Origin of the sequence: Streptomyces sp. B1866 (genome assembly GCF_031932565.1) — a bacterium.
Taxonomy (GTDB): domain Bacteria; phylum Actinomycetota; class Actinomycetes; order Streptomycetales; family Streptomycetaceae; genus Streptomyces.
In genome coordinates, this window is record NZ_JAVSCF010000107.1 from 1 (window position 1) to 20,252 (window position 20,252).

General features: G+C 73.8%; 16 protein-coding genes and 1 pseudogene. 11 read left to right on the plus strand and 6 right to left on the minus strand.

Annotation, left to right across the window (positions count from 1 at the left end; all coding sequences use genetic code 11):
• Window positions 1–47: 47 nt before the first annotated feature.
• A complete protein-coding gene (locus RKE29_RS15820) occupies window positions 48–980 on the minus strand; it encodes a MerR family transcriptional regulator (protein WP_312006045.1) in 933 nt (310 codons plus the stop codon).
• A 261-nt stretch (window positions 981–1,241) separates the two neighbouring features.
• Between RKE29_RS15820 and RKE29_RS15825 the strand changes: the two genes are divergently transcribed.
• From RKE29_RS15825 to RKE29_RS15840, 4 genes are all read left to right on the plus strand, one after another.
• Window positions 1,242–2,765 carry an NAD(P)/FAD-dependent oxidoreductase gene (locus RKE29_RS15825; RefSeq protein ID WP_312006031.1) on the plus strand — a complete coding sequence of 508 codons (1,524 nt, stop codon included), beginning with the start codon at window positions 1,242–1,244 and terminating at the stop codon, window positions 2,763–2,765.
• The gene (locus tag RKE29_RS15830) at window positions 2,762–3,748 is read left to right on the plus strand and encodes an alpha/beta hydrolase (protein WP_312006032.1); all 987 of its coding nucleotides are present in this window, start codon (window positions 2,762–2,764) and stop codon (window positions 3,746–3,748) included. Before RKE29_RS15825 ends, RKE29_RS15830 begins: the two co-directional genes overlap by 4 nt.
• On the plus strand, window positions 3,745–4,638 hold the full coding sequence (locus RKE29_RS15835) for an SDR family oxidoreductase (RefSeq protein WP_312006033.1): 894 nt from the start codon (window positions 3,745–3,747) through the stop codon (window positions 4,636–4,638). Before RKE29_RS15830 ends, RKE29_RS15835 begins: the two co-directional genes overlap by 4 nt.
• Before the next feature lie 89 nt (window positions 4,639–4,727).
• Window positions 4,728–4,952, plus strand: a complete 225-nt coding sequence (locus RKE29_RS15840; RefSeq protein WP_312006034.1) for a hypothetical protein — start codon at window positions 4,728–4,730, stop codon at window positions 4,950–4,952.
• A gap of 84 nt (window positions 4,953–5,036) precedes the next feature.
• Here RKE29_RS15840 and RKE29_RS15845 read toward each other — a convergent pair whose 3' ends face one another.
• Complete coding sequence (locus RKE29_RS15845) at window positions 5,037–8,618, minus strand: S41 family peptidase (protein ID WP_312006046.1); 3,582 nt, start codon at window positions 8,616–8,618, stop codon at window positions 5,037–5,039.
• A gap of 990 nt (window positions 8,619–9,608) precedes the next feature.
• Here RKE29_RS15845 and RKE29_RS15850 point away from each other — a divergent pair.
• From RKE29_RS15850 to RKE29_RS15880, 7 genes are all read left to right on the plus strand, one after another.
• Window positions 9,609–10,214, plus strand: coding sequence for a TetR/AcrR family transcriptional regulator (locus tag RKE29_RS15850; protein ID WP_312006035.1), 606 nt, complete (start codon window positions 9,609–9,611; stop codon window positions 10,212–10,214).
• A gap of 158 nt (window positions 10,215–10,372) precedes the next feature.
• Window positions 10,373–12,679: an MMPL family transporter gene (locus tag RKE29_RS15855; RefSeq protein WP_312006036.1), complete on the plus strand. Its 2,307-nt coding sequence runs from the start codon at window positions 10,373–10,375 to the stop codon at window positions 12,677–12,679.
• 191 nt (window positions 12,680–12,870) lie between these two features.
• Window positions 12,871–14,091 carry an energy-coupling factor ABC transporter permease gene (locus RKE29_RS15860; protein ID WP_312006037.1) on the plus strand — a complete coding sequence of 407 codons (1,221 nt, stop codon included), beginning with the start codon at window positions 12,871–12,873 and terminating at the stop codon, window positions 14,089–14,091.
• 1 nt (window position 14,092) lies between these two features.
• Complete coding sequence (cbiQ, locus tag RKE29_RS15865) at window positions 14,093–14,857, plus strand: cobalt ECF transporter T component CbiQ (RefSeq protein ID WP_312006038.1); 765 nt, start codon at window positions 14,093–14,095, stop codon at window positions 14,855–14,857.
• A gap of 71 nt (window positions 14,858–14,928) precedes the next feature.
• Entirely contained in the window at window positions 14,929–15,699 is a 771-nt protein-coding gene (locus RKE29_RS15870) for an ABC transporter ATP-binding protein (protein WP_312006039.1), read from the plus strand.
• Window positions 15,700–15,771: 72 nt separating this feature from the next.
• A complete protein-coding gene (locus RKE29_RS15875; protein ID WP_312006040.1) occupies window positions 15,772–15,981 on the plus strand; it encodes a type II toxin-antitoxin system VapB family antitoxin in 210 nt (69 codons plus the stop codon).
• A complete protein-coding gene (locus RKE29_RS15880; protein ID WP_312006041.1) occupies window positions 15,978–16,403 on the plus strand; it encodes a PIN domain nuclease in 426 nt (141 codons plus the stop codon). Before RKE29_RS15875 ends, RKE29_RS15880 begins: the two co-directional genes overlap by 4 nt.
• 77 nt (window positions 16,404–16,480) lie before the next feature.
• Here RKE29_RS15880 and RKE29_RS15885 read toward each other — a convergent pair whose 3' ends face one another.
• The 4 genes and pseudogenes from RKE29_RS15885 to RKE29_RS15900 form a co-directional block, all read right to left on the minus strand.
• Window positions 16,481–17,158 (minus strand): TIGR00266 family protein, encoded by a 678-nt coding sequence (locus tag RKE29_RS15885; RefSeq protein ID WP_312006042.1) that lies wholly within the window; start codon window positions 17,156–17,158, stop codon window positions 16,481–16,483.
• Window positions 17,159–17,542: 384 nt separating this feature from the next.
• A pseudogene (locus tag RKE29_RS15890) lies at window positions 17,543–17,968 on the minus strand (spore-associated protein A); the annotation flags it as partial.
• 121 nt (window positions 17,969–18,089) lie between these two features.
• The gene (locus tag RKE29_RS15895) at window positions 18,090–18,569 is read right to left on the minus strand and encodes a spore-associated protein A (protein WP_312006043.1); all 480 of its coding nucleotides are present in this window, start codon (window positions 18,567–18,569) and stop codon (window positions 18,090–18,092) included.
• A 205-nt stretch (window positions 18,570–18,774) separates the two neighbouring features.
• On the minus strand, window positions 18,775–20,252 hold a 1,478-nt coding region (locus RKE29_RS15900), incomplete at its 5' end, for a penicillin-binding transpeptidase domain-containing protein (protein ID WP_312006044.1).

The following is a 20,252-nucleotide window of genomic DNA, read 5'->3' on the forward strand; positions in this document are numbered from 1 at the left end:
CGGCCCGGCCCGGCGCCCCGGCACCGGCCGTGGCGGGCGTACCGGCCTCACCCGTCCGCCGGACCGCCCCGGTCCCGCGCGCCGTCCGGCTCCGGACCCGCGCCGGTCCGGGGCACGCAGCCCGCCCCCCGCCCCGCGTCCGGGACGGGCTCCGCCTCCGGGGCGTCCGGTTCCGCCGCCCGCGCGTCCTCCGTAGCCCGCGCGTCGTCCGCCGCCTGCCCGTACGCCCCGCCGCCGAGCCAGGTCCGCAGCTCGGCCCGTACCCGGCGGTCCATGGCCATGGACAGCTCCGCCTCCACCACGCCCTCGGCGAGCGGGCGCAGGTACGTCACGATCTCGCCGACCATCTCGGCCAGCTCCTCCGGCTCCGGCGCCCACGGCGGCGGTCCTCCGGCGGCCTCCCCCGCCGTGCCGGCGGTGCCGTCGGGCGCGTCCGTCAGCACGTGCGTGCGGATGAGGGTGGTGAAGATGTCGGCCAGCGCCTCCATGTGCGGGCGCACCTCGCGGGCCGCGGCCATCATGGCGGCCAGCGGCACGCCGAACTCGACCAGGGAGCGGGAGGCCTCCAGCAGCCGCTTGCTGACGTGGACGATCTGCTCGCCGTCGACCGCGACGTACCCGAGGTCGAGGGAGGCCTTCAGGCTCTCCGGGGTCACCTGGTCGGCGAAGTAGTCGGCCAGGTCCTCCGGGGTGAGCCGGACCGGGGTCTCCTCCGACCACGGGGTGCCGAAGGCGGTGTCCAGGCCCAGGAACTCGGCGACGTCGCGGCGCCCGCTCTCGAAGGCGTCGAGCAGCTCGGCTATGCCGCCGAGGGTGTGCCCGCGCTCCAGCAGGGCGGCGATGCTGTGCAGGCGGGTCAGGTGCTCGTCGTTGTACCAGGCGATACGGCCCTCGCGGCGCGGCGGCGGGATGAGCTTGCGCTCGCGGTAGAAGCGCAGCGTACGGACGCTGATGCCCGCCTTCTCGGCCAGCTCCGACATGCGGTACTCGTGCAACGGCTCCGGCTCCCCTGGCTGGTCGGGCGTCTCCCCGGTCCCCAGCGTAGGCGGCCCGCCGCGGCGCGCGGCGGCGCCGGGGGAGCCCTGTGGTGTAACCGACGGAAACTTCATCCTGCCCTCCCCCTACCGCGCGGTATGTATCTGCCCTACGCTCCAACCATGCCAGTGAACGCTGGCACTATCGGGCCGAACGGTTGACGGCTGTGGAGACATCGAACGTCCAGGGACGGGAAAGGCGGCGGCATGACCGGGCTGACGCGTGAGCACGTACGGGTGGCGGTGATCGGCACCGGATTCGGCGGGCTGGGGGCGGCCGTACGGCTGCGCCGCGAGGGGATCACCGACTTCGTGCTGCTGGAGCGGGCCGACTCCGTCGGCGGCACCTGGCGGGACAACACCTATCCGGGCTGCGCCTGCGACGTCCCCTCGCACCTGTACTCCTTCTCCTTCGCGCCGAACCCGGCGTGGCCGCGGAACTTCTCCGGGCAGAAGCACATCCGCGCCTACCTGGAGCACGTCACCGACACCTTCGGCCTGCGCCCGCACATCCGCTTCAACGCCGAGGTCCGCGACCTGCGCTGGGACGCCGACGCGCTGCACTGGGAGATCGACACGGCGCGCGGGCCGCTGACCGCCGACGTGGTGGTCTCCGCGACCGGGCCGCTGTCCGACCCGAAGATACCGGACATCCCCGGCGTCGACTCCTTCCCCGGCAAGGTCTTCCACTCCGCGCGCTGGGACCACGACTACGACCTGCGCGGCAAGCGCGTCGCCATGATCGGCACCGGCGCCTCCGCCATCCAGATCGTGCCCGCCATCCAGCGCGACGTGAAGCACCTGACCCTCTTCCAGCGCACGCCGCCGTGGGTGCTGCCGCGCGCGGACCGCCGGATCAGCGGCCTGGAGAAGTGGCTGCACACGCGCGTGCCCGCCACCCGCGCGCTGCGCCGCCAACTGCTGTGGGGCATACGGGAACTCCAGGTCAGCGCCTTCACCAGGTACCCCGACCAGCTGGGTCTCATCGAGAACCTCGCCCTGGGGCACATGAGGCGGGTCGTCAGGGACCCGGCGCTGCGCGCCAAGCTGACCCCGGACTACCGCATCGGCTGCAAGCGCATCCTGCTGTCCAACACCTACTACCCGGCGCTCGCCCAGCCCAACGTGGACCTGGTCGCCGCGGGCCTGAAGGAGGTGCGCGGCAGCACGCTCGTCGCCTCCGACGGCACCGAGACCGAGGTGGACGCCGTCATCTTCGGCACCGGCTTCCACGTCACCGACTCGCCGATGGCCCGGTACGTCACGGGCGCGGGCGGCATCTCGCTCGCGGCGGAGTGGAAGGACGGCATGGAGGGGCTGCGCGGCACCACCGTGGCCGGCTTCCCGAACTTCGTCCAGATCATCGGGCCCAACACCGGGCTCGGGAACAGCTCGATGATCCTCATCATCGAGGCCCAGCTCAACTACCTGATCGACTACCTGCGGCAGCTCGACGGCCTCGGCGGCAAGGTCGCCCTCGACCCCCGCCCGGCCGCGCAGCGCGCCTGGAACGAGAAGATCCAGCGGCGCATGGAGCGCACGGTGTGGAACACCGGCGGCTGCCAGAGCTGGTACCTCGACGCCAACGGGCGCAACACCACCGTCTGGCCGGGCACCACGTCCGCGTTCCAGGCCGCCACCCGCCGCGTGGATCTCGCCGAATACGAAGTGCTGCGCGCCCCGGCCCGTACCGCCGGCGCGCACGCCGAGCCTGAGGAGGCCATCGCATGAGCCGCCCGCCGCACGCCGTCTCCGGATCCTTCGCCCCGCCCGCGCCCGCCCGCGAGCTGACCGTCACCTCGGCGGACGGCGCCGGCCTGCACGTGGAGGTCCACGGGCCCGCCGACGCTCCGGCCGTCGTCCTCGCGCACGGCTGGACCTGCTCGATCGCCTTCTGGGCGCCGGTGGTCCGGGCGCTCGCCGCCGACCACCGGGTGGTGCTGTACGACCAGCGCGGCCACGGCCGCAGCCCGGCCAGCGACCTCTCCGCCTACGGCACGCGCGTGCTCGCCGACGACCTCGCCGCCGTGCTCGACCAGACGCTCCTGCCCGGCGAGCGGGCCGTCCTGGCCGCCCACTCCATGGGCGCCATGGCCATCGTCGCGGCCGCCGGCCGGCCGCAGCTCCAGGAGCACGCCGCCGCCGCGCTGCTGTGCAGCACCGGCATCACCGAACTCGTGCCCGAGGCGCGGCTGCTGCCGCTGGGCCCCAAGCGCCTCCAGGCGGCCTTCGGCCGCTTCTTCCTGCGCACCCGCGCGCCGATGGGCCCGGTCACGCCGATCAGCAGGAGCCTGCTGAAGTACGGAACGATGGGCCGCACGGCCTCGCCCGCCGCGGCGGACGCCTGCGCGCGCATCGTGCAGAGCTGCCCGGGCCGGGTGCGCGCCGCGTGGGGCCGCGTCCTGGAGACGCTGGACCTGGAGTCGGAGCTGGCCCAGCTGACCGTGCCCACCGCCGTCATCGTCGGCACCCGCGACCGGCTCACCCCGCGCCGCCACAGCCGGGCGCTGGCCGCCGGGCTGCCCCGCGGCCTCGGCCTCACCGAGCTGGACGGCTTCGGCCACATGACCCCGATGGAGGCGCCGGACACGGTCACCTCCGCCATCCGCGGCCTGGTCGGCGAGCACCTGACGGACCGCCCGCCCCTGACCCTGGTGGACAGCGGCAAGGACACCGGCGGCGAGAACCGCGAGAACGAGGAGCGTACGGCATGAGCGCGCGCAGAAGTCTGGACGGCCAGGTCGCGGTGGTGACCGGCGCGGCGCGGGGGGTGGGCGAACTGCTCGCCCGCAAGCTCTCCGCGCGCGGCGCGAAGATCGCCCTGGTCGGCCTGGAGCCGGACGAGCTGAAGCAGGTGTCCGCGCGCCTGCACACCGACTCCGACCTCTGGCACGCCGACGTGACCGACTACGACGCCATGCGGCAGGTCGCCGAGGACGTCGCGCGGCGCTTCGGCCGGGCCGACATCGTCGTCGCCAACGCCGGAGTGGCCCAGGGCGGTCCGTTCACGGACACCGGCGAGGCGGCCTGGCGCCGCGTCATCGAGGTCAACCTGGTCGGCAGCGCCGTCACCGCGCGCGCCTTCCTGCCCGCGCTGGTGGCCAGCCGCGGCTACCTGCTCCAGATCGCCTCGCTCGCCGCGCTCACTCCCGCGCCCATGATGACCGCGTACTGCGCGTCCAAGGCGGGCGTGGAGGCGTACGCGCACAGCCTGCGCGCCGAGGTCGCCCACCGCGGCGTACGGGTCGGCGTCGGCTACCTGAGCTGGACGGACACCGACATGGTCCGCTCGGCCGACGCCGACGACGTCATGCGGGACCTGCGCAAGCGGCTGCCGTGGCCCGCGAACCGCACCTACCCGCTCGGCCCCGCGGTCGACCGGCTGGTGGCGGGCATCGAGCGCAGGTCGCCGCACGTGTACGGGCAGTGGTGGCTGCGCGGCATGCAGTCCGTGCGCGGCTACCTGCCCGGGCTCATCGGCACCGTCGGCCCGCGCGAGATGCGCCGCTTCGAGCCGCGGCTGGCGGCCACGCGCGAGGCGCGGGCGGGCCTGGTGGGCAAGGGCGGCGCCGCGGCCGAGGAGGCCGCGCGCACGCGCGGGTAGCCGCCGCCCGGAGTGCGCCCCGTGCCGCCCCGTGGCACGCTGGTCGGGCCCGGCCCTCGCAGGCCGGGCCCGGCATCCCAGGTGAGGACGTGACGCGCATGGGCCTCATGGACCAGTTCGACGAGACGGCACGGCGGGCCCTGGAGCGCATGCAGGGCATCCGGCACGAGGACCCCGACCGGGACGAGCCGGGCGAGGCGGCGCGCTCCGCCGACCACCGCGGGGCCCGCCGGGGCCAGCGCGACCGCCACCCGCACGCCCCGCCCGACGAGCCCGGCCCGGGCCTGGAACCCTCCTTCGAGGACACGCCGTAACGCTCGGGCGGTGCCCGCGCTCCTGACCCGGCGGGACCCGGCCGGTCCGCCGGTGCGGCCGGCCGGGTCCCGCCGTACGGCCGGTCAGTCCGCGGCGCGCGGCGGGAGCTTGGGGCGGCGCCGGTCCGGCACCTGCTCGTAGCCGGGCGGCGTCGCGGCCGGGTGCCGCTCCAGGAGGTCCAGCGCGGTGCGGACCGCCACCCCGAGCAGCGGCTGCTCGCCCCGCGCCCAGTGCAGCGGCGTGCGCAGCGCCTCGATGTCCGGGTCCACGCCGTGGTTCTCCACGTCCCACCCGTACGCGTCGAACCACGCCGCGTTCATCGGCACGGTGATCGTCGTGCCGTCGCCCAGCCGGTGCCGCCCGGTGATCCCGACGACCCCGCCCCAGGTCCGCAGCCCCACCACCGGGCCGATGCCCTGGATCTTGAACGCCGCCGTGATCATGTCGCCGTCGGAGGACGTCATCTCGTCCGCGACCGCCACGATCGGGCCGCGCGGCGCGTTGCTCGTGTACGACACCGGGCGCGCGTGCCGGGTCAGGTCCCAGCCCATGATGGTGCGGGTCAGCTTCTCCACCACCAGCTCGCTGATGTTCCCGCCCGCGTTGCCCCGCACGTCCACGATCAGCGCGGGCAGCGACACCTCGCTGCGCAGGTCCCGGTTGAACTGCGCCCAGCCGGACCCGCCCATGTCCGGGATGTGCAGGTAGCCGCACCGGCCGCCGCTCAGCTCCCGCACCACCGCCCGCCGCCGGGCCACCCAGTCCTGGTAGCGCAGCGTGCGGTCGTCGATCAGCGGCACGACCGCCACCCGGCGCGGCGGCCCCGCGCCGTCCGCCGGACGGAAGGTCAGCTCCACGGTGGTGCCCCCGGCGCCCGCCAGCAGCGGGTACGGCCCGGCCACCGGATCCACCGGGCGGCCGTCGACGTGCGTGAGCACGGCGCCGTCGCGGATACCCGTACCGGCCAGCGGCGAGCGGGCCCGGGAGTCCGACGACTCGCCCGGCAGGATGCGGGAGACCACCCACGCGCCCTCGGCCGTGCGCGTGAAGTCGGCGCCCAGCAGCCCGATCGGCCGCTCGTAGTGGGCCGGGCCCTCGTTCCGGCGGGCGGCGCTGACGTACGCGTGCGAGGTGCCCAGCTCGCCCGCCACCTCGCGCAGCAGGTCGGCGAACTCGTCCGGCGAGGCCACCCGCTCCACCAGCGGCCGGTACTGGTCCAGCACCCCGTCCCAGTCCACGCCGCCCATGCCCGGCTCCCAGAAGTAGGCGCGGATGATCCGGCCCGCCTCGTCGTACGCCTGCCGCCACTCGGCGGCCGGGTCGGCCTCGTGCATCACGCGCCGCATGTCGATGTGCACCGTCGCGTCGCTGTCGCCCGGCTCGGTGGCCGGCACCGCGCGCAGGTCCCCCTCGTCGTACACCACCAGGCGGGTGCCGTCCCCGCTGACCGCGTACCAGTCCAGGTCGCTGGTCAGCTCGGTGCGCTTGGCCTTCACCAGGTCGAAGTGCTCCAGCGTCGGGCGGCCGGAGGTGTCGGCCGGGTTGGCGAACGTCTCGCCGAGCGCGCCCGAGATCGGCCACCGCAGCCACACCAGGCCGCCGCCGTTGACCGGGCACAGCCCCGAGTACTTCGAGGCCGCCACCGGGAACGCCGTCACCCGGCTCGCCAGCCCCTCCACCTCGACCGTCACCGCGCCCTCGCCGCCCTCGCCGCCGCCCGTCTCCGGCTGCGGGTCGAGGCCGCCTCCGGCCGGGCGGCCCTCCGGGGACAGCGCGAACGGCGACGGCGTCGCCGACGACAGCGGCACCAGGTACGGGCGGCAGCCCAGCGGGAAGGACAGGTCGCCGGTGTGCACGTCGTACACCGGGTCGAAACCACGCCACGACAGGAAGGCCAGATACCGCCCGTCGCTGGTGAAGACGGGCTCCTCGTCCTCGAACCGCCCGTTCGTGACGTCCACGACCGTACGGTCCTGCAACCGCGCGATCCTGATCTGCCGCAGCGACCGGCCTATGCCCGGGTGCGACCAGGCCAGCCACGCCGAGTCGGGCGAGAACGCCATCTCGCGGACCGGCCCGTTGTCCGACCTGACCAGCTCGGTGACGCGGCCGGGGGCGGGGGCCTCGGACGGGGCCTCCTGCTTTTCCTGGCTCTCCTGGCTCTCCTGGCTCTCGTGGCTCTCCTGGCTCTCCTGGCCCTCCGATCCCTCGGAGCCCTCCGAGGTTTCCGGGCCCTCCGAGCCTTCCGAGCCCTCCGAGCCCTCGGAGGGCTCCGGGCTCTCTGCCGCCGCTTCGCTCCCGGCGCCTGCCGCGTCCGCCGGGTCCTGCGCGGCCTCGGGCGCGTCCGCACCGGAAGGCCCGTCCGCGGCGGGCGAGCCGTCCGCCTCGGAAGGGCTCTCCGCGGAACTCTCCGCGCCGGGCGGGCCCTCCGGGTCCAGCGCCTCGGCAGGGCTCCGCTCATCCGCGTCCGAGGGGACGTCCACCAGCAGCAGCCGCCCGTCGTGCGCCGCCACCGCGAGCCGCTGCCCGTCCGGCGAGGCGACCATCTCCCGCACCCGGCCCAGCCGCCCCGCCGCCAGCCGCCGCCGCTCGCCCTGCCCGGTCGCGCGCGGCAGGTACGCGACCTCGATCGCGTCCTCGCCCTCCGCGTCCGTGACGTAGGCGACCCGCCCGGTCTCGCCCAGCATCTCCGGCAGCCGCACCCGCACGCCCGGCCTGTCGTCCAGCGCGCGGGCCGGGCCGTCGCGGTGGGTCAGCCAGTACAGGCTGCCGCGCACGCAGACCGCGCTGGCCCGGCCCGTGGTGTCCACCGACAGCGAGTCCACGTGCTGCGCGGCCGGGATCGGGTAGCGGCGGCGCCCGACCCGGGGCCCGCCGAGCCGCACGTCGAGCCGGCGCGGCCGGCCCTCCGGGCTCAGGTCGTCCACCAGCCACAGGTCGCCCGCGCACTGGTAGACCACCCGCCCGCCGTCGGTCGAGGCGTGCCGGGCGTAGAAGTCGTCGTGATCGGTGTGCCGCCGCAGGTTTGAACCGTCCGGCAGACAGGAGTAGAGATTTCCGATCCCCTCGTGGTCGGAGAGGAAGGCCACCCGGCCGCCGACCAGCATCGCGCAGTCCAGGTGCCCGCCCAGATCCGGCAGCAGCCGCTCCCCGTCCAGCCACAGCCGGCCCGTGGCGCCGCCCCGGTAGCGCTTCCAGACCGCGGGCTCGTGCGGCGGCGTGCCCGTGAGCAGCAGCGTCCGCCGCTCGTCCGCCACGTCCCCCACCGCGATCCCGGACACCGGCCCCCACGGCAGCCGCTCGCCGGGGCTGCCGTCCGTGGGCACCCGGTAGGCCCACGAGTAGTACGAGAACGGCTGGGCGTGGGAGGACACGGCCAGGACGTCGCTCTCGCCGTCCTCGCCGGGCGGCGTCCAGCCGCACACCCGCGCGTCCGTACCGCCCCAGTAGGTCAGGCGGCGCGCCGAGCCGCCCGCCACGGGCAGCACGTGGATCTCCGGGTCGTAGCTGCGCCAGGTGGTGTACGCGATCCGGGACCCGTCAGGCGAGAAGCGGGGGTGGCCCACGCGCGTGCGGTCCACGGTCAGCCGCCAGGCCCGCGCGGCCCGCTCACCGGGCCCGGGCAGCGGCGCCAGCCACAGGTCGTCCTCGGCGGCGAAGCACAGCAGGCCGCCGTGCAGGTCGGGGAAGCGCAGGTACGCCCCGGCGTCGTCCGCGTCGCTCGCCGGGTTGGCTGGTTCACTACGCCGCCTGGGAGGCGGGAGTGCGGGTTGGTTGCCGTGGTGCGGGCCGGTGGCCTCGCGTGCGTCGCTCACTGTGCTGGCTGGTTCGCTTCTCCGCCCACGAGGCGGGAGTGCGGGTTGGTTGCCGTGGTGCGGGCCGGTGGCCTCGCGTGCGTCGCTCACTGTGCTGGCTGGTTCGCTTCTCCGCCCACGAGGCGGGAGTGCGGGTTGGTTGCCGTGGTGCGGGCCGGTGGCCTCGCGTGCGTCGCTCACAGTACCCATATTTTCGGCGCGGCGCCCTGGCGGCAACTCGTCCCTTGTGACGCAAAACACCGCAGTGGTGGGCGGGTTGCGGTAATCTTACGATGTAAGATCAGCGGTACGAAACAGTTTCGTTCGTTACTCGCTCACAGTTTCGTTCCGCCGCCGTGAGGAACGAGGAACGTGAGCGACGGACACGCGACCCGTAAGGAGGGGGGAATGGTGGCTGTGCCCGCCGACCAGGCCACGGNGGTGCGGGCCGGTGGCCTCGCGTGCGTCGCTCACTGTGCTGGCTGGTTCGCTTCTCCGCCCACGAGGCGGGAGTGCGGGTTGGTTGCCGTGGTGCGGGCCGGTGGCCTCGCGTGCGTCGCTCACTGTGCTGGCTGGTTCGCTTCTCCGCCCACGAGGCGGGAGTGCGGGTTGGTTGCCGTGGTGCGGGCCGGTGGCCTCGCGTGCGTCGCTCACAGTACCCATATTTTCGGCGCGGCGCCCTGGCGGCAACTCGTCCCTTGTGACGCAAAACACCGCAGTGGTGGGCGGGTTGCGGTAATCTTACGATGTAAGATCAGCGGTACGAAACAGTTTCGTTCGTTACTCGCTCACAGTTTCGTTCCGCCGCCGTGAGGAACGAGGAACGTGAGCGACGGACACGCGACCCGTAAGGAGGGGGGAATGGTGGCTGTGCCCGCCGACCAGGCCACGGACCGCGCGCGCCGCAGCAGGCTGTCCCCCGAGCGTGAGGGCGAGCTGTACGAGGCGGTGGTCGAGCTGCTGGGCAAGGTGGGCTACGACGCCCTGACGATGGACGCCATCGCGGCGCGTACGCGCTCCAGCAAGGCCACGCTCTACCGCCAGTGGGGCAGCAAGCCGACGCTGGTCGCCAGCGCGCTGCGGCACGTCAAGCCGATGTCGCCGCAGGAGATCGACACCGGTTCGCTCCGCGGCGACCTGCACCGCCTCCTGCGGGCCACCGACGAGGAGATGGAGCGGGACGCGGCCCTCCTGCGGGGGCTCGCGCGAGCCGCCCACGATTTTCCGGACCTTCAGCAGGCGCTGCGGGAGCTGCTCATCCAGCCCGAGATCTGCGCTCTTGAGGTGCTGCTGAGGCGTGCCGTGGCCCGGGGCGAGGTCGCCCCGGACTGTCCCGCTCTGGGATACGTGCCGCACATGCTGTGCGGCGCGTTCATCTCCCGTCCGCTGATCGAGGGCGCGCTGCCGGACAACGCCTATCTCAGCGCGTACATCGACGCCGTGATACTCCCCGCTCTCGGCGCGTGACCCCGCCGGGTCCCCGCCCGGCGCTCTCTCCCCGACTCCCGGGCCCCTCCCCAGGCTCGACAACCGCATAGCGACCAAAGCCCCAGTCGGCGCGCCGCTCTCGTCGCTGGTTCCCCACGCCCGCGTAGACCCCTAGACCGACGGGAGCACCTCTTCTCGTGGCCACTTTTCTCTACAGACTCGGCCGGTTCGCCTTCCGGCGCCGCCGGTTCGTCGCCCTGTTCTGGGTGGCCCTGCTGGCGGTCGCCGGCGTAGGGGCCGCCACCGCACCGACTCCTCCGAACGACGTGTTCTCCGTGCCGGGCACGGAGGCGCAGAAGGCATTCGACCTGCTGGACCTGCGCTTCCCGGGGACGAAGTCGGACGGCGCCGCCGCCCGCGTCGTCTTCCGCGCGCCGCAGGGCCAGCAGGTGACCGACCCGGCGAACAAGGCCGTGGTCGAGAAGACCGTCACCGGGCTGCGCGGCAGCTCCCCGCAGGTGGAGAGCGTCGCCGACCCTTACCAGGGTGGGGCCGTCAGCAAGGACGGATCCACCGCGTACATCTCGGTCGGCTACAAGGTCAGCGGCACCGAGCTGGACGACTCCACCAAGGACGCCCTGAAGGAGGCGCGCGACCAGGCCCAGAAGGATTCGGGCATGGCCGTGGAGGTCGGCGGCGACGCGCTGGACGAGGCGCCGTCGACCGGCTCCACGGAGATCATCGGCATCGCGGCGGCCGCGGTCGTCCTGCTGATCACCTTCGGCGGGCTGGTCGCGGCGGGGATGCCGCTGCTGACCGCGATCATCGGCGTGGGAATCGGTATCTCGGGCATCGCCGCGCTCGCCAGCACCCTGGGCCTGTCGGACACCACCTCCACCCTGGCGACGATGATCGGCCTCGCGGTCGGCATCGACTACGCGCTGTTCATCGTCTCCCGCTACCGGGCCGAGCTGGCCGCGGGCCGGGAGCGGGAGGACGCCGCGGGCCGGGCGGTCGGCACGGCGGGCTCGGCGGTGGTCTTCGCCGGCCTGACGGTCGTCATCGCCCTCGTCGGCCTGTCGGTCGTCAACATCCCGATGCTCACCAAGATGGGCTTCGCGGCGGCGGCCACCGTGGTCATCGCGGTGCTGATCGCCGTCAGCCTGATCCCGGCGCTGCTCGGCTTCGCGGGCAAGCGGGTGTTCGGCCGCAAGGCCCGCAAGCGCCTGGAGGCGGGCGCCGGGCGCCTGAAGGCGGGCGACGGCAGCCTGGAGGCGGGCGGCCCGCCCGAGGCGAAGGCCGACAAGCCCAACGCGGGCACGCGCTGGGCGCGGTTCGTGCTGCGCCGCCCGGTGGCGGTGCTGCTGGTCGGCGTGGTGGCCCTCGGCGCCGCCGCGGTTCCCGCCGCGGGCCTGGAGCTGGGCCTGCCGGACGACGGTTCGCAGCCGACCAGCAGTTCCAAGCGCAGGGCGTACGACATGATCTCCGAGGGCTTCGGCCCCGGGTACAACGGCCCGCTCAACGTGGTCGTGGACGCCAAGGGGGCCCGCGACCCGGGCGCCGCCGCCGAGCAGACCCGGAAGGTCATCTCCGGCTTCGGCGACGTGGCGTCCGTGTCGGTGCCCAGCTTCAACAAGGCCGGTGACACGGCGAAGATGTCGGTCACCCCCAGGTCGAAGCCCAGCAGCACCAAGACCGAGGACCTGGTCTCCGACATCCGCGGCGCCGCGAAGGACATCAGGTCCGACACCGGCGCGGAGGTCCTGGTCACCGGCACCACCGCGATGAACATCGACGTGTCGCAGAAGCTCAACGACGCGCTGCTGCCCTACCTGGCGCTGGTCGTCGGCCTGGCCTTCCTGCTGCTGATGATCGTCTTCCGGTCGGTGCTGGTGCCGCTGAAGGCCGCCCTCGGCTTCCTGCTGTCGGTGGTCGCGGCCCTCGGCGCGGTCGTCGCGGTCTTCCAGGAGGGCTGGGGAGCGAGCCTGTTCGGCGTCGAGGAGACCGGGCCGATCATGAGCTTCATGCCGATCTTCATGATCGGCGTGGTGTTCGGCCTGGCCATGGACTACGAGGTCTTCCTCGTGACCCGGATGCGCGAGGCGCACGTGCACGGCGAGCGCTCCGGGGAGGCCATAGTCACGGGCTTCCGGCACGGGGCGCGGGTGGTCACCGCGGCTGCGGTGATCATGATGAGCGTCTTCTCCGGGTTCATCGGCTCGTCCGAGTCGATGGTGAAAATGATCGGCTTCGGCCTGGCCATCGCCGTCTTCTTCGACGCCTTCATCGTCCGTATGGCCATCGTGCCCGCCGTGCTGGCGCTGCTCGGCAAGTCCGCCTGGTGGCTGCCGGGCTGGCTGAACAAGGTGCTGCCCAACGTGGACGTGGAGGGCGAGAAGCTGCACCGGCAGCTCGTCGGCCAGTCCGCGGACGAGGCGGGCTCCGGCCCGTCCCGGGACCCGGACGCGGATCCGGACGCCGAGCGGGTGCGCAGCCGGGTGTAGCGGTCGGCTGCCACCTGACGCCGCGGGCGCCCGTCGGGCCCCGGGCGCCGGCGGCGGACCGTACCGGCGGCGGCCTTCCCTCGCGGGAGGGCCGCCGTCGGCATATTCGCGGTACATCCGTTGTTGCAATGCGTTTGCAGGTGAGGACTACTATCGAACGGTCCCTCCCGGCGCACGAGCGGAGTTCCGCCATGCACGTCCCCGACGGTTTCATCGACGCCCCGGTGTCGGCGGCCGCCGGCGCGGTCGCCGCCGCCGCCGTCGCGGTCAGCCTGCGCGGTACGCGGCGCGAGCTGAGCGACCGGACCGCGCCGCTGGCGGGGCTCGTGGCCGCGTTCGTCTTCGCCGTCCAGATGCTCAACTTCCCGGTGGCGGCCGGGACCAGCGGACACCTGCTCGGGGGCGCGCTCGCCGCGATACTCGTCGGCCCGTACACCGGCGTGCTGTGCGTGTGCGTGGTGCTGCTGATGCAAGGTGTGCTGTTTGCAGACGGCGGACTCACCGCCCTGGGCGTCAACATCACCGACATGGCTCTGGTCACGACCGTCGTCGCGTACGCTGTCTTCCGCGGCCTGGTGCGCCTCCTGCCGCGCGGGCGCCGCGCCGTCACCGCCGCGTCCTTCGCCGCCGCGCTGCTGTCCGTACCGGCCGCGGCCGTGGCCTTCACCGCGCTCTACGCCCTGGGCGGCACCACGGAGGTCGCCACCGGCAAGGTCTTCACGGCGATGGTCGGGGTGCACGTGCTGATCGGCGTCGGCGAGGCGGCCATCACGGCGCTGACGGTCGGCGCGGTCGCGGCCGTACGCCCCGATCTCGTGCACGGCGCGCGCGGGCTGACGCGCCCGCTCCAGCTGCGCACCGTGCCCGCGGCCGTCCCGGCGGCCCCGCGCCCGGCGGCCCCCCGCGCGGGCGAAGCGGGCACCGGCCGCCCGCCGGTGGCCGACACCCCGTCGGAGGTGACGGCTCCGGCGCCCGCCGCCGTACGGGACGACGCCGGGCCCGGCGCGCCCGCCGCCCGGCCCCGCTCCACCCGGCGCGTCTGGCTGGCCGGGCTCGCCGCGGCGCTGGCCTGCGCCGGAGTCCTCAGCTACTACGCCTCCTCCAGCCCCGACGGCCTGGAGAAGGTCGCGCGCGACAAGGGCATCGACGCCAGGGAGGAGGCCCACGCGGCCAAGGACTCGCCGCTCGCCGACTACGGCGTCAAGGACGTCGTGGACGCCCGGCTGTCCGGGGGCCTGGCCGGGGTGATCGGCGTCGGCGCGACCCTGGCCGTGGGCTCGGGCGTCTTCGTCGTCGTACGCCGCCGGAGGCCGGCCCCGGCCCCGACGGCACCCGCCGCCGCTTCGCCTGCCGCGCCCGCCGCTTCGGCCGCCGCGCAGGTCGCGCCCGCCCGCGACGCCGAGGCCGTCTGACATGGGCGCGGGCCACGCCCACCACCTCTACCGCGCGGGCGACTCGCCGGTGCACGCCCTGCCCCCGCACTGCAAGATCGTGGCCGTCTTCTGCTTCGTCGTCGTGGTGGTCGCCACGCCGCGCGAGGCGGTGTGGGCCTTCGGCCTGTACGCGCTGGCGCTGGCGGTGGTCGCTGCGGCGGCCCGGGTCCCGGCGCGCCACCTGCTGACCAGGCTGCTCATCGAGGTGCCGTTCGTGGCGTTCGCGTTCCTGATGCCGTTCGTGGCGGAGGGCGAACGGGTGCGGTGGCTCGGCCTGTCGCTCAGCGAGCCGGGCCTGTGGGGCGCCTGGAACATCCTCGCCAAGGGCACCCTCGGCGTCGCCGCCTCCGTCCTGCTCGCCGCGACCACCGAACTGCGCGCCCTGCTCCTGGGCCTTGAGCGGCTGCGCATGCCGTCCCTGCTCGTCCAGATCGCCTCGTTCATGATCCGCTACGGCGACGTGGTCACGGACGAGATGCGGCGCATGCGGATCGCCCGCGTCTCCCGCGGCTTCGAGGCCCGCGGCGTGCGCCACTGGGGCGTGCTGGCCAAGTCGGCCGGGGCGCTGTTCATCCGCTCGTACGAACGCGGCGAGCGCGTGCACCTGGCGATGGTCAGCCGCGGCTACACCGGCACCATGCCCGTGCCCGACGCGGCACCGGCCACCCGCGCCCAGTGGACGTACGCCGCCGCCCTGCCGCTGGCCGCGCTGGCGGTGTGCCTGCCGGGGTGGCTGCTGACCTGACGCCGCCCGCCGACCAGGCCGTACCCTCGACGACCGTACCCGCCCTCCCGTGAAGGACAACGATCCGGCCAATGACGCTGACGCCTCCGCCTCCGCCCTCCCTGCGCGTGTCCGGCCTGGCCTACGCCTACCCCGACGGCCACCAGGCCCTGTACGGCGTGGAGCTGACCGTGGCCCGGGGCGAGCGGGTCGCCCTGCTCGGTCCCAACGGCGCGGGCAAGACCACCCTGGTGCTGCACCTCAACGGCATCCTCCAGGCGGGCGCCGGGACGGTCGAGGTGGCGGGCCTGCCGGTCGTCAAGCGCAACCTGGCCGAGATCCGCCGCCGCGTCGGCATCGTCTTCCAGGACCCCGACGACCAGCTCTTCATGCCGACCGTACGGGAGGACGTGGCCTTCGGCCCGGCCGCGGCGGGCCTGCGCGGCGCCGAACTGGACGCCCGGGTGCGGTCGGCGCTGGACCGGGTCGGCATGGCGGACTTCGCCGACCGCCCGCCGCACCACCTGTCCTTCGGCCAGCGGCGCCGGGTGGCCGTCGCGACCGTGCTGGCCATGGACCCGGAGATCCTGGTCTTGGACGAGCCGTCCTCCAACCTCGACCCGGCCTCCCGCCGCGAACTCGCCGACGTCCTGCGCTCCCTGGACGTCACCGTGCTGATGGTCACCCACGACCTGCCGTACGCGCTGGAGCTGTGCCCGCGCTCGGTGGTGCTCAGCGGCGGCGTGATCGCGGCGGACGGCCGCACCCAGGACCTGCTGTGCGACGAGGCCCTGATGCGCGAGCACCGCCTGGAACTGCCGTTCGGCTTCGACCCGCGCTCGGTGACCGCGCCGGTGCGGTGATGGTCGCCACCCGCCCTGCCCGTATATACTGATGGCACTCGCAATCTATAAGGTCCCCCGGGGAGGGTTTCGATGTCGAAGCTGCTGGTCGAGATCGACGACGAAGCGCTCGCGGAGGCCGCGGAGCTGCTGGGCACGACCACCAAAAGGGACACGGTCAATCAGGCCCTCCTGGAGGTGGCCAGGCGCCGAAGCCGGGCCATAGCCCTGGCCGAGCTGCGGGAAATGGGGGGACGCGGCGACTTCGATCTGCTCCTGGACAAGCGCAACTACCGCGGGTGAGCGCCGTCTCCTACCTGATCGACACCTCCGCGGCGGCGCGCCTGCTGATCAGCGACGAGCACGACGTGCGCTGGCAGGAAGCCCTGTCCAACGGGCTGGTCGCGATCTGCGACCTTACGGAGATCGAGATTCTGTACTCCGCCAGGTCCCGCAGCGACCGGGCGGCCAAGCGCGACCGGCTGTACCGCTTGTTCAACTGGGCGCCCACGCCGGAAGGCGTCTTCGTGCGGGCCCGCGAGGTCCAGCGGCTCCTGACCGATCACGGGGAGCACCGGTCCGCAGGGCCGGTCGATCTCCTGGTGGCCGCAACCGCCGAGCTCTCCGGCACGACACTGCTGCACTATGACCGCGACTTCGAGACCATCGCGCGGCACACGCGGCAGGCGGTGTGCTGGCTTGCGGAACCCGGCTCGGTGAAATAGGCCCGCGCAGAGACGTCAGGCAGACCCTGCCTCTTGCTCCCTGCTGCGTGCTTGCGACGACCGGCCGCCGCCGTACCTCAGCTCCGCGAGAAGGGCAGCTTGGTGGTGAGCCAGGTGATCAGCTCGGAGGGGTTGCGGCTCTGCGTCCACAGCCTGCCGGGGCCGGTGAACTCGAACACGAGCCCTTCGCCGGTCTTGAGGGACTGCACCAGGCTGCGGGACACCTTCCGGGTGGTGTAGGTGAGGCCGTCGCTGAAGGCGACCATGTGCCCGGAGTCGAGGACGATCGTCTCGCCGGGCTGCAACTCGACCAGGTCCAGTGCCCCGTAGCAGGAGGCGAGCACCTGCCCCTTGCCCTCGGCGCGGACGAGGAAGCCGCCCTCGCCGCCGGCGAGGTTCTTGAACCCGCCCCACTTGGTGTCGATGGCGACCCCGTCGGAGGAGCAGAGCCAGGCGCCGCGCGCGAGGTTGACGCGGCCGTCGACGTCGATGCCGGTCACATCGCCGGGCAGGCGCGCGGCGAGGTCCACCCAGCCGCCGCCGCTGCCGGCGGTCAGCCGCGTCATGAACAGCGACTCACCGCCCAGCACGCTGCGCTTGAGCCCCTGGATCAGGCCCCCTTCGGCCTTCGCCCCGACGGCGACGCCCGCGGCGGTGGCCATCATCGCCCCTGACTCGGCCTGGACGCTCTCGCCCTCGGCCAGGTGGACACGGGCGACGGCGAACGAGGGACTGTGCCGGACTTCGGTCTTCATGGCGGCGGCCTTGGGTCGCAGGGGCGGTCGGAGATCCAGGGTGGCGGCGTGCGTGGCCTCCCGGAGATCCCGACACTGCCGGAGCCGCGGCGCTTCGCGCGTCCGACGAAAGTCTATGGGCCATGGCCGATCGGCTATGCCGTCGACTCGCCCGCGGGACGCTTCCCCGAGGCGGCGGGCAAGAGATACGGCGGGCTCCTCCAGTCCCCGGGAGGAGCCCGCCGTGACCTGGCGGCGCACTCACTGTGCGCCAGGACTCGCGCCTGGGTCAGGGCGCCTGGGTCAGCTCGCCGGGACGGCGCGCTGACCCAGCAGCTTGCCGGGACGGGGTGCGGGGGTCAGCTCGCCGGGACGGGGTGCCGGGGTCAGCTTGCCGGGACGGGGTGCCGCGAGGGTCCCGCAGTTGGTGCCCTCGTTGACGATGGACACGTTCTCGATCGCGCCGCCCCAGTCCACGCACAGGCCGCGCGCCGACAGGTACACCGGACCGGCGTACGAGGTGTAGTCGCCCTCGTCCGACCGGGGCTGGTGGCCGCCGGTCTGGCTGATCCACGTCCGTACGAAGACGGGCGAGCCGGTCGTGGTGCGCTGGGTCACGACGCAGTTCTGGCCGGTCGTGGAGTTGTACGTCAGGTAGACCGTGCCCTTGTTTCCGACGGGCGCGGAGTTCACGACCTTGTAGCCGCTGCCGCAGGCCCCGTTGTATCCCGTGGCCTTGGCGGCGGACGGTCGGGCGACGGCCACCGCACTCCCGTGGTTTTCCGCCTTCGCCGTGCTTTCGGACGCGGACGCGGTCGTCGCGGTCACCATCGTACCGATAGTCGCGGCGGCAAAGAGCGCGGCTCCCGCTATCACCTGTGAACGCTTCACTGCTTTTCCCCCTTCACATGGTCCTGCCATAGCGCCGGGCGGCCGCCCGGGCTTCGCGGAATCACCGGCTGGTCGGCATGGTTTTCCCGCAGTTCGAGTGGTCGACTTCGACGTCCTGGTTTTCGGCGGACCCGCCCCAGTTCACGCAGTAGCCCCGCGCCGGAAGGTACACCGGCCCCGCGTACGAGGTGTACTTGCCGCTGTCGACAACCGGTGTGGACTCGTGGTCCTCGACCAGCTGCACCCAGGCCGACATCCAGACTGCCGGTCCGGCGGCGCTGCGCTGTGTGACGACGCAGTTTCTACCGGTCGCCGGGTTGTACGTCAAATAGACCGTGGCCTTTCGGCCGATCGGCGCGGAGTTCACGACCTGATAGCCCCTGCCGCACACGCCGTTGTATCCTGCGGCGGCCGTGGTCGCGGCCGCCGAGGCGCCCGCGGCTGTCAGCACCGAGCCGATACTCGCAGCCGCAAAGACGGCGGCCCCCGCCGCCATCCGCACACGGTTCACGAAACCCTCCAGGAAGCCTGGCTCCGTCATTCTCTCCCTGCACAAGACCCGCCGCGGCGGTGAATGGTTGTACGTGACGGAGAGAAAGATTTCGGCCGTTGTCCCGTGACCCTCCGGGTGCGCGGGCGCGCCGGGCGTACGGCGCCGGTGCCCCGGCACGGTACGCCTCCGGGCGCGGTGGACGGCGGGCCGTACGCGGACGGCCCGTACCCGCCGGCCCGGCCCGAAGCCGCGCCTACCCCGCCCGCAGCACCGACGCCACGAGCGGCCCCGCCGAGTCGCCGCCGTGCCCGCCCGCCGGCACCACGGCCGCCGCCGCCAGGTCGCCCCGGTACGCGGTGAACCAGCCGTTGGGCTCCTTCTGGCCGTCGACCTCCGCCGAGCCGGTCTTCGCGCCGATGTCGCCGCCGAGCCCGGCCATCGCCTTCGCCGCCGTCCCCGAGGTCGCCGTCAGCCGCATCAGGGCGCGCAGCTGCTGCCGGGTGGCGGGCGCCAGGGTCCGGGGCGCCCTGGCCAGCGTCCGGTGGTCGACCTCCGGGGAGACCAGGTACGGCTGGCGGAAGGTGCCGGTGGTGGCGGTGGCCGCGACCGACGCCATGTTGAGCGGGTTCATCCGCACGCCGCCCTGGCCGATCAGCGAGGCGGCCTTCTGGGCGGCGGTCTGCACCGGCACCCGGCCGTCGAAGGTCGGCACGCCCGTCTGCCAGGACAGGCCGAGGCCGAAGACGTCGCGCGCCTCGCGGGTGAGCGCGTCGTCGGACAGCTTGGGCGCCTGGCTGATGAACGCGGTGTTGCAGGAGCGGGCGAAGCTCTGCTCGAACCGGCCGCCCCTGATCTCGAACTCGTCGTCGTTCTGGAACTTCCACCCGCCGTAGGTGAAGTACTTCGGGCACGGGTGCGCCTTGCCGTACCCCGCCAGGCCGCGCTCGATCAGCGCGGCCGAGGTGACGACCTTCATGGTCGAGCCGGGCGCCAGCGAGCCCTGGAAGGCCAGGTTGAAGCCCTGCGCGGGGGCGTTGGCGACGGCCAGGACCTCGCCCGTGCTGGGCCTGACCGCCACCACCGCCGCCCGCGCGCGGCCCGCGACCGCCCGCTCCGCCGCGCGCTGCACGGCCGGGTCGAGCGTGGTGCGCAGCGTGCCCGGCGTGCCCTTGGACAGCACCTTCAGCGTCGTGTCGGGCTTCTTCGCGCCCTTGGGCCGGTCGATGCGCAGCTCCACGCCCGGCGTGCCGCCCGCCTTCGTGCCGTACCGCTCGCTCAGCGCGGCCAGGATGCCGGTCAGGGTGGGGTGGTCGGCGGCGCGCAGCTCGCCGCCCGCCCGGTCGAGGACCTTCAGCGGCGCCGCGCCGGAGGCGTCCGTGCGCAGCCGGTCCCCGGTGCCGAGCCCCGGGTGCAGCACCGACGGCCGCCAGTCGACCACGGGCCGGCCGGTGGCCGGATCGCGCACGACCGTCAGCGACGACGCGTACGTCCACGGGGCCCGCCGCTGCCCGTAGGCGATCTCCGCGCGGGCGGTGAAGGGCACCGACGCGCCGCGCGGCGCGGCCGGGGTGAGCGTCACCGCGCCGACGTGCGCGTCGCGGCGGTAGCCGGTGAGCGCGGTGAGGGCCGCCGGGCGGTCGTCGGTGAGCGCGGCGGCCTCCGCCGCGCGGCCCGCGGCCCACGCGGCGAGGAAGTCGCGGGCGGTGCCCCGCACCTCGTCCGCGCTGGGCG

What these genes read in the sequence shown, in the direction of transcription:
- RKE29_RS15895 (WP_312006043.1), bottom strand. Translation starts at nt 18,569, where the DNA reads ATGACGGAGCCAGGCTTCCTGGAGGGTTTCGTGAACCGTGTGCGGATG.
- cbiQ (WP_312006038.1), top strand. Translation starts at nt 14,093, where the DNA reads ATGGGCGCGGGCCACGCCCACCACCTCTACCGCGCGGGCGACTCGCCG.
- RKE29_RS15850 (WP_312006035.1), top strand. Translation starts at nt 9,609, where the DNA reads ATGGTGGCTGTGCCCGCCGACCAGGCCACGGACCGCGCGCGCCGCAGC.
- RKE29_RS15860 (WP_312006037.1), top strand. Translation starts at nt 12,871, where the DNA reads ATGCACGTCCCCGACGGTTTCATCGACGCCCCGGTGTCGGCGGCCGCC.
- RKE29_RS15820 (WP_312006045.1), bottom strand. Translation starts at nt 980, where the DNA reads ATGTCGGAGCTGGCCGAGAAGGCGGGCATCAGCGTCCGTACGCTGCGC.
- RKE29_RS15875 (WP_312006040.1), top strand. Translation starts at nt 15,772, where the DNA reads ATGTCGAAGCTGCTGGTCGAGATCGACGACGAAGCGCTCGCGGAGGCC.
- RKE29_RS15830 (WP_312006032.1), top strand. Translation starts at nt 2,762, where the DNA reads ATGAGCCGCCCGCCGCACGCCGTCTCCGGATCCTTCGCCCCGCCCGCG.
- RKE29_RS15835 (WP_312006033.1), top strand. Translation starts at nt 3,745, where the DNA reads ATGAGCGCGCGCAGAAGTCTGGACGGCCAGGTCGCGGTGGTGACCGGC.
- RKE29_RS15825 (WP_312006031.1), top strand. Translation starts at nt 1,242, where the DNA reads ATGACCGGGCTGACGCGTGAGCACGTACGGGTGGCGGTGATCGGCACC.
- RKE29_RS15870 (WP_312006039.1), top strand. Translation starts at nt 14,929, where the DNA reads ATGACGCTGACGCCTCCGCCTCCGCCCTCCCTGCGCGTGTCCGGCCTG.
- RKE29_RS15885 (WP_312006042.1), bottom strand. Translation starts at nt 17,158, where the DNA reads ATGAAGACCGAAGTCCGGCACAGTCCCTCGTTCGCCGTCGCCCGTGTC.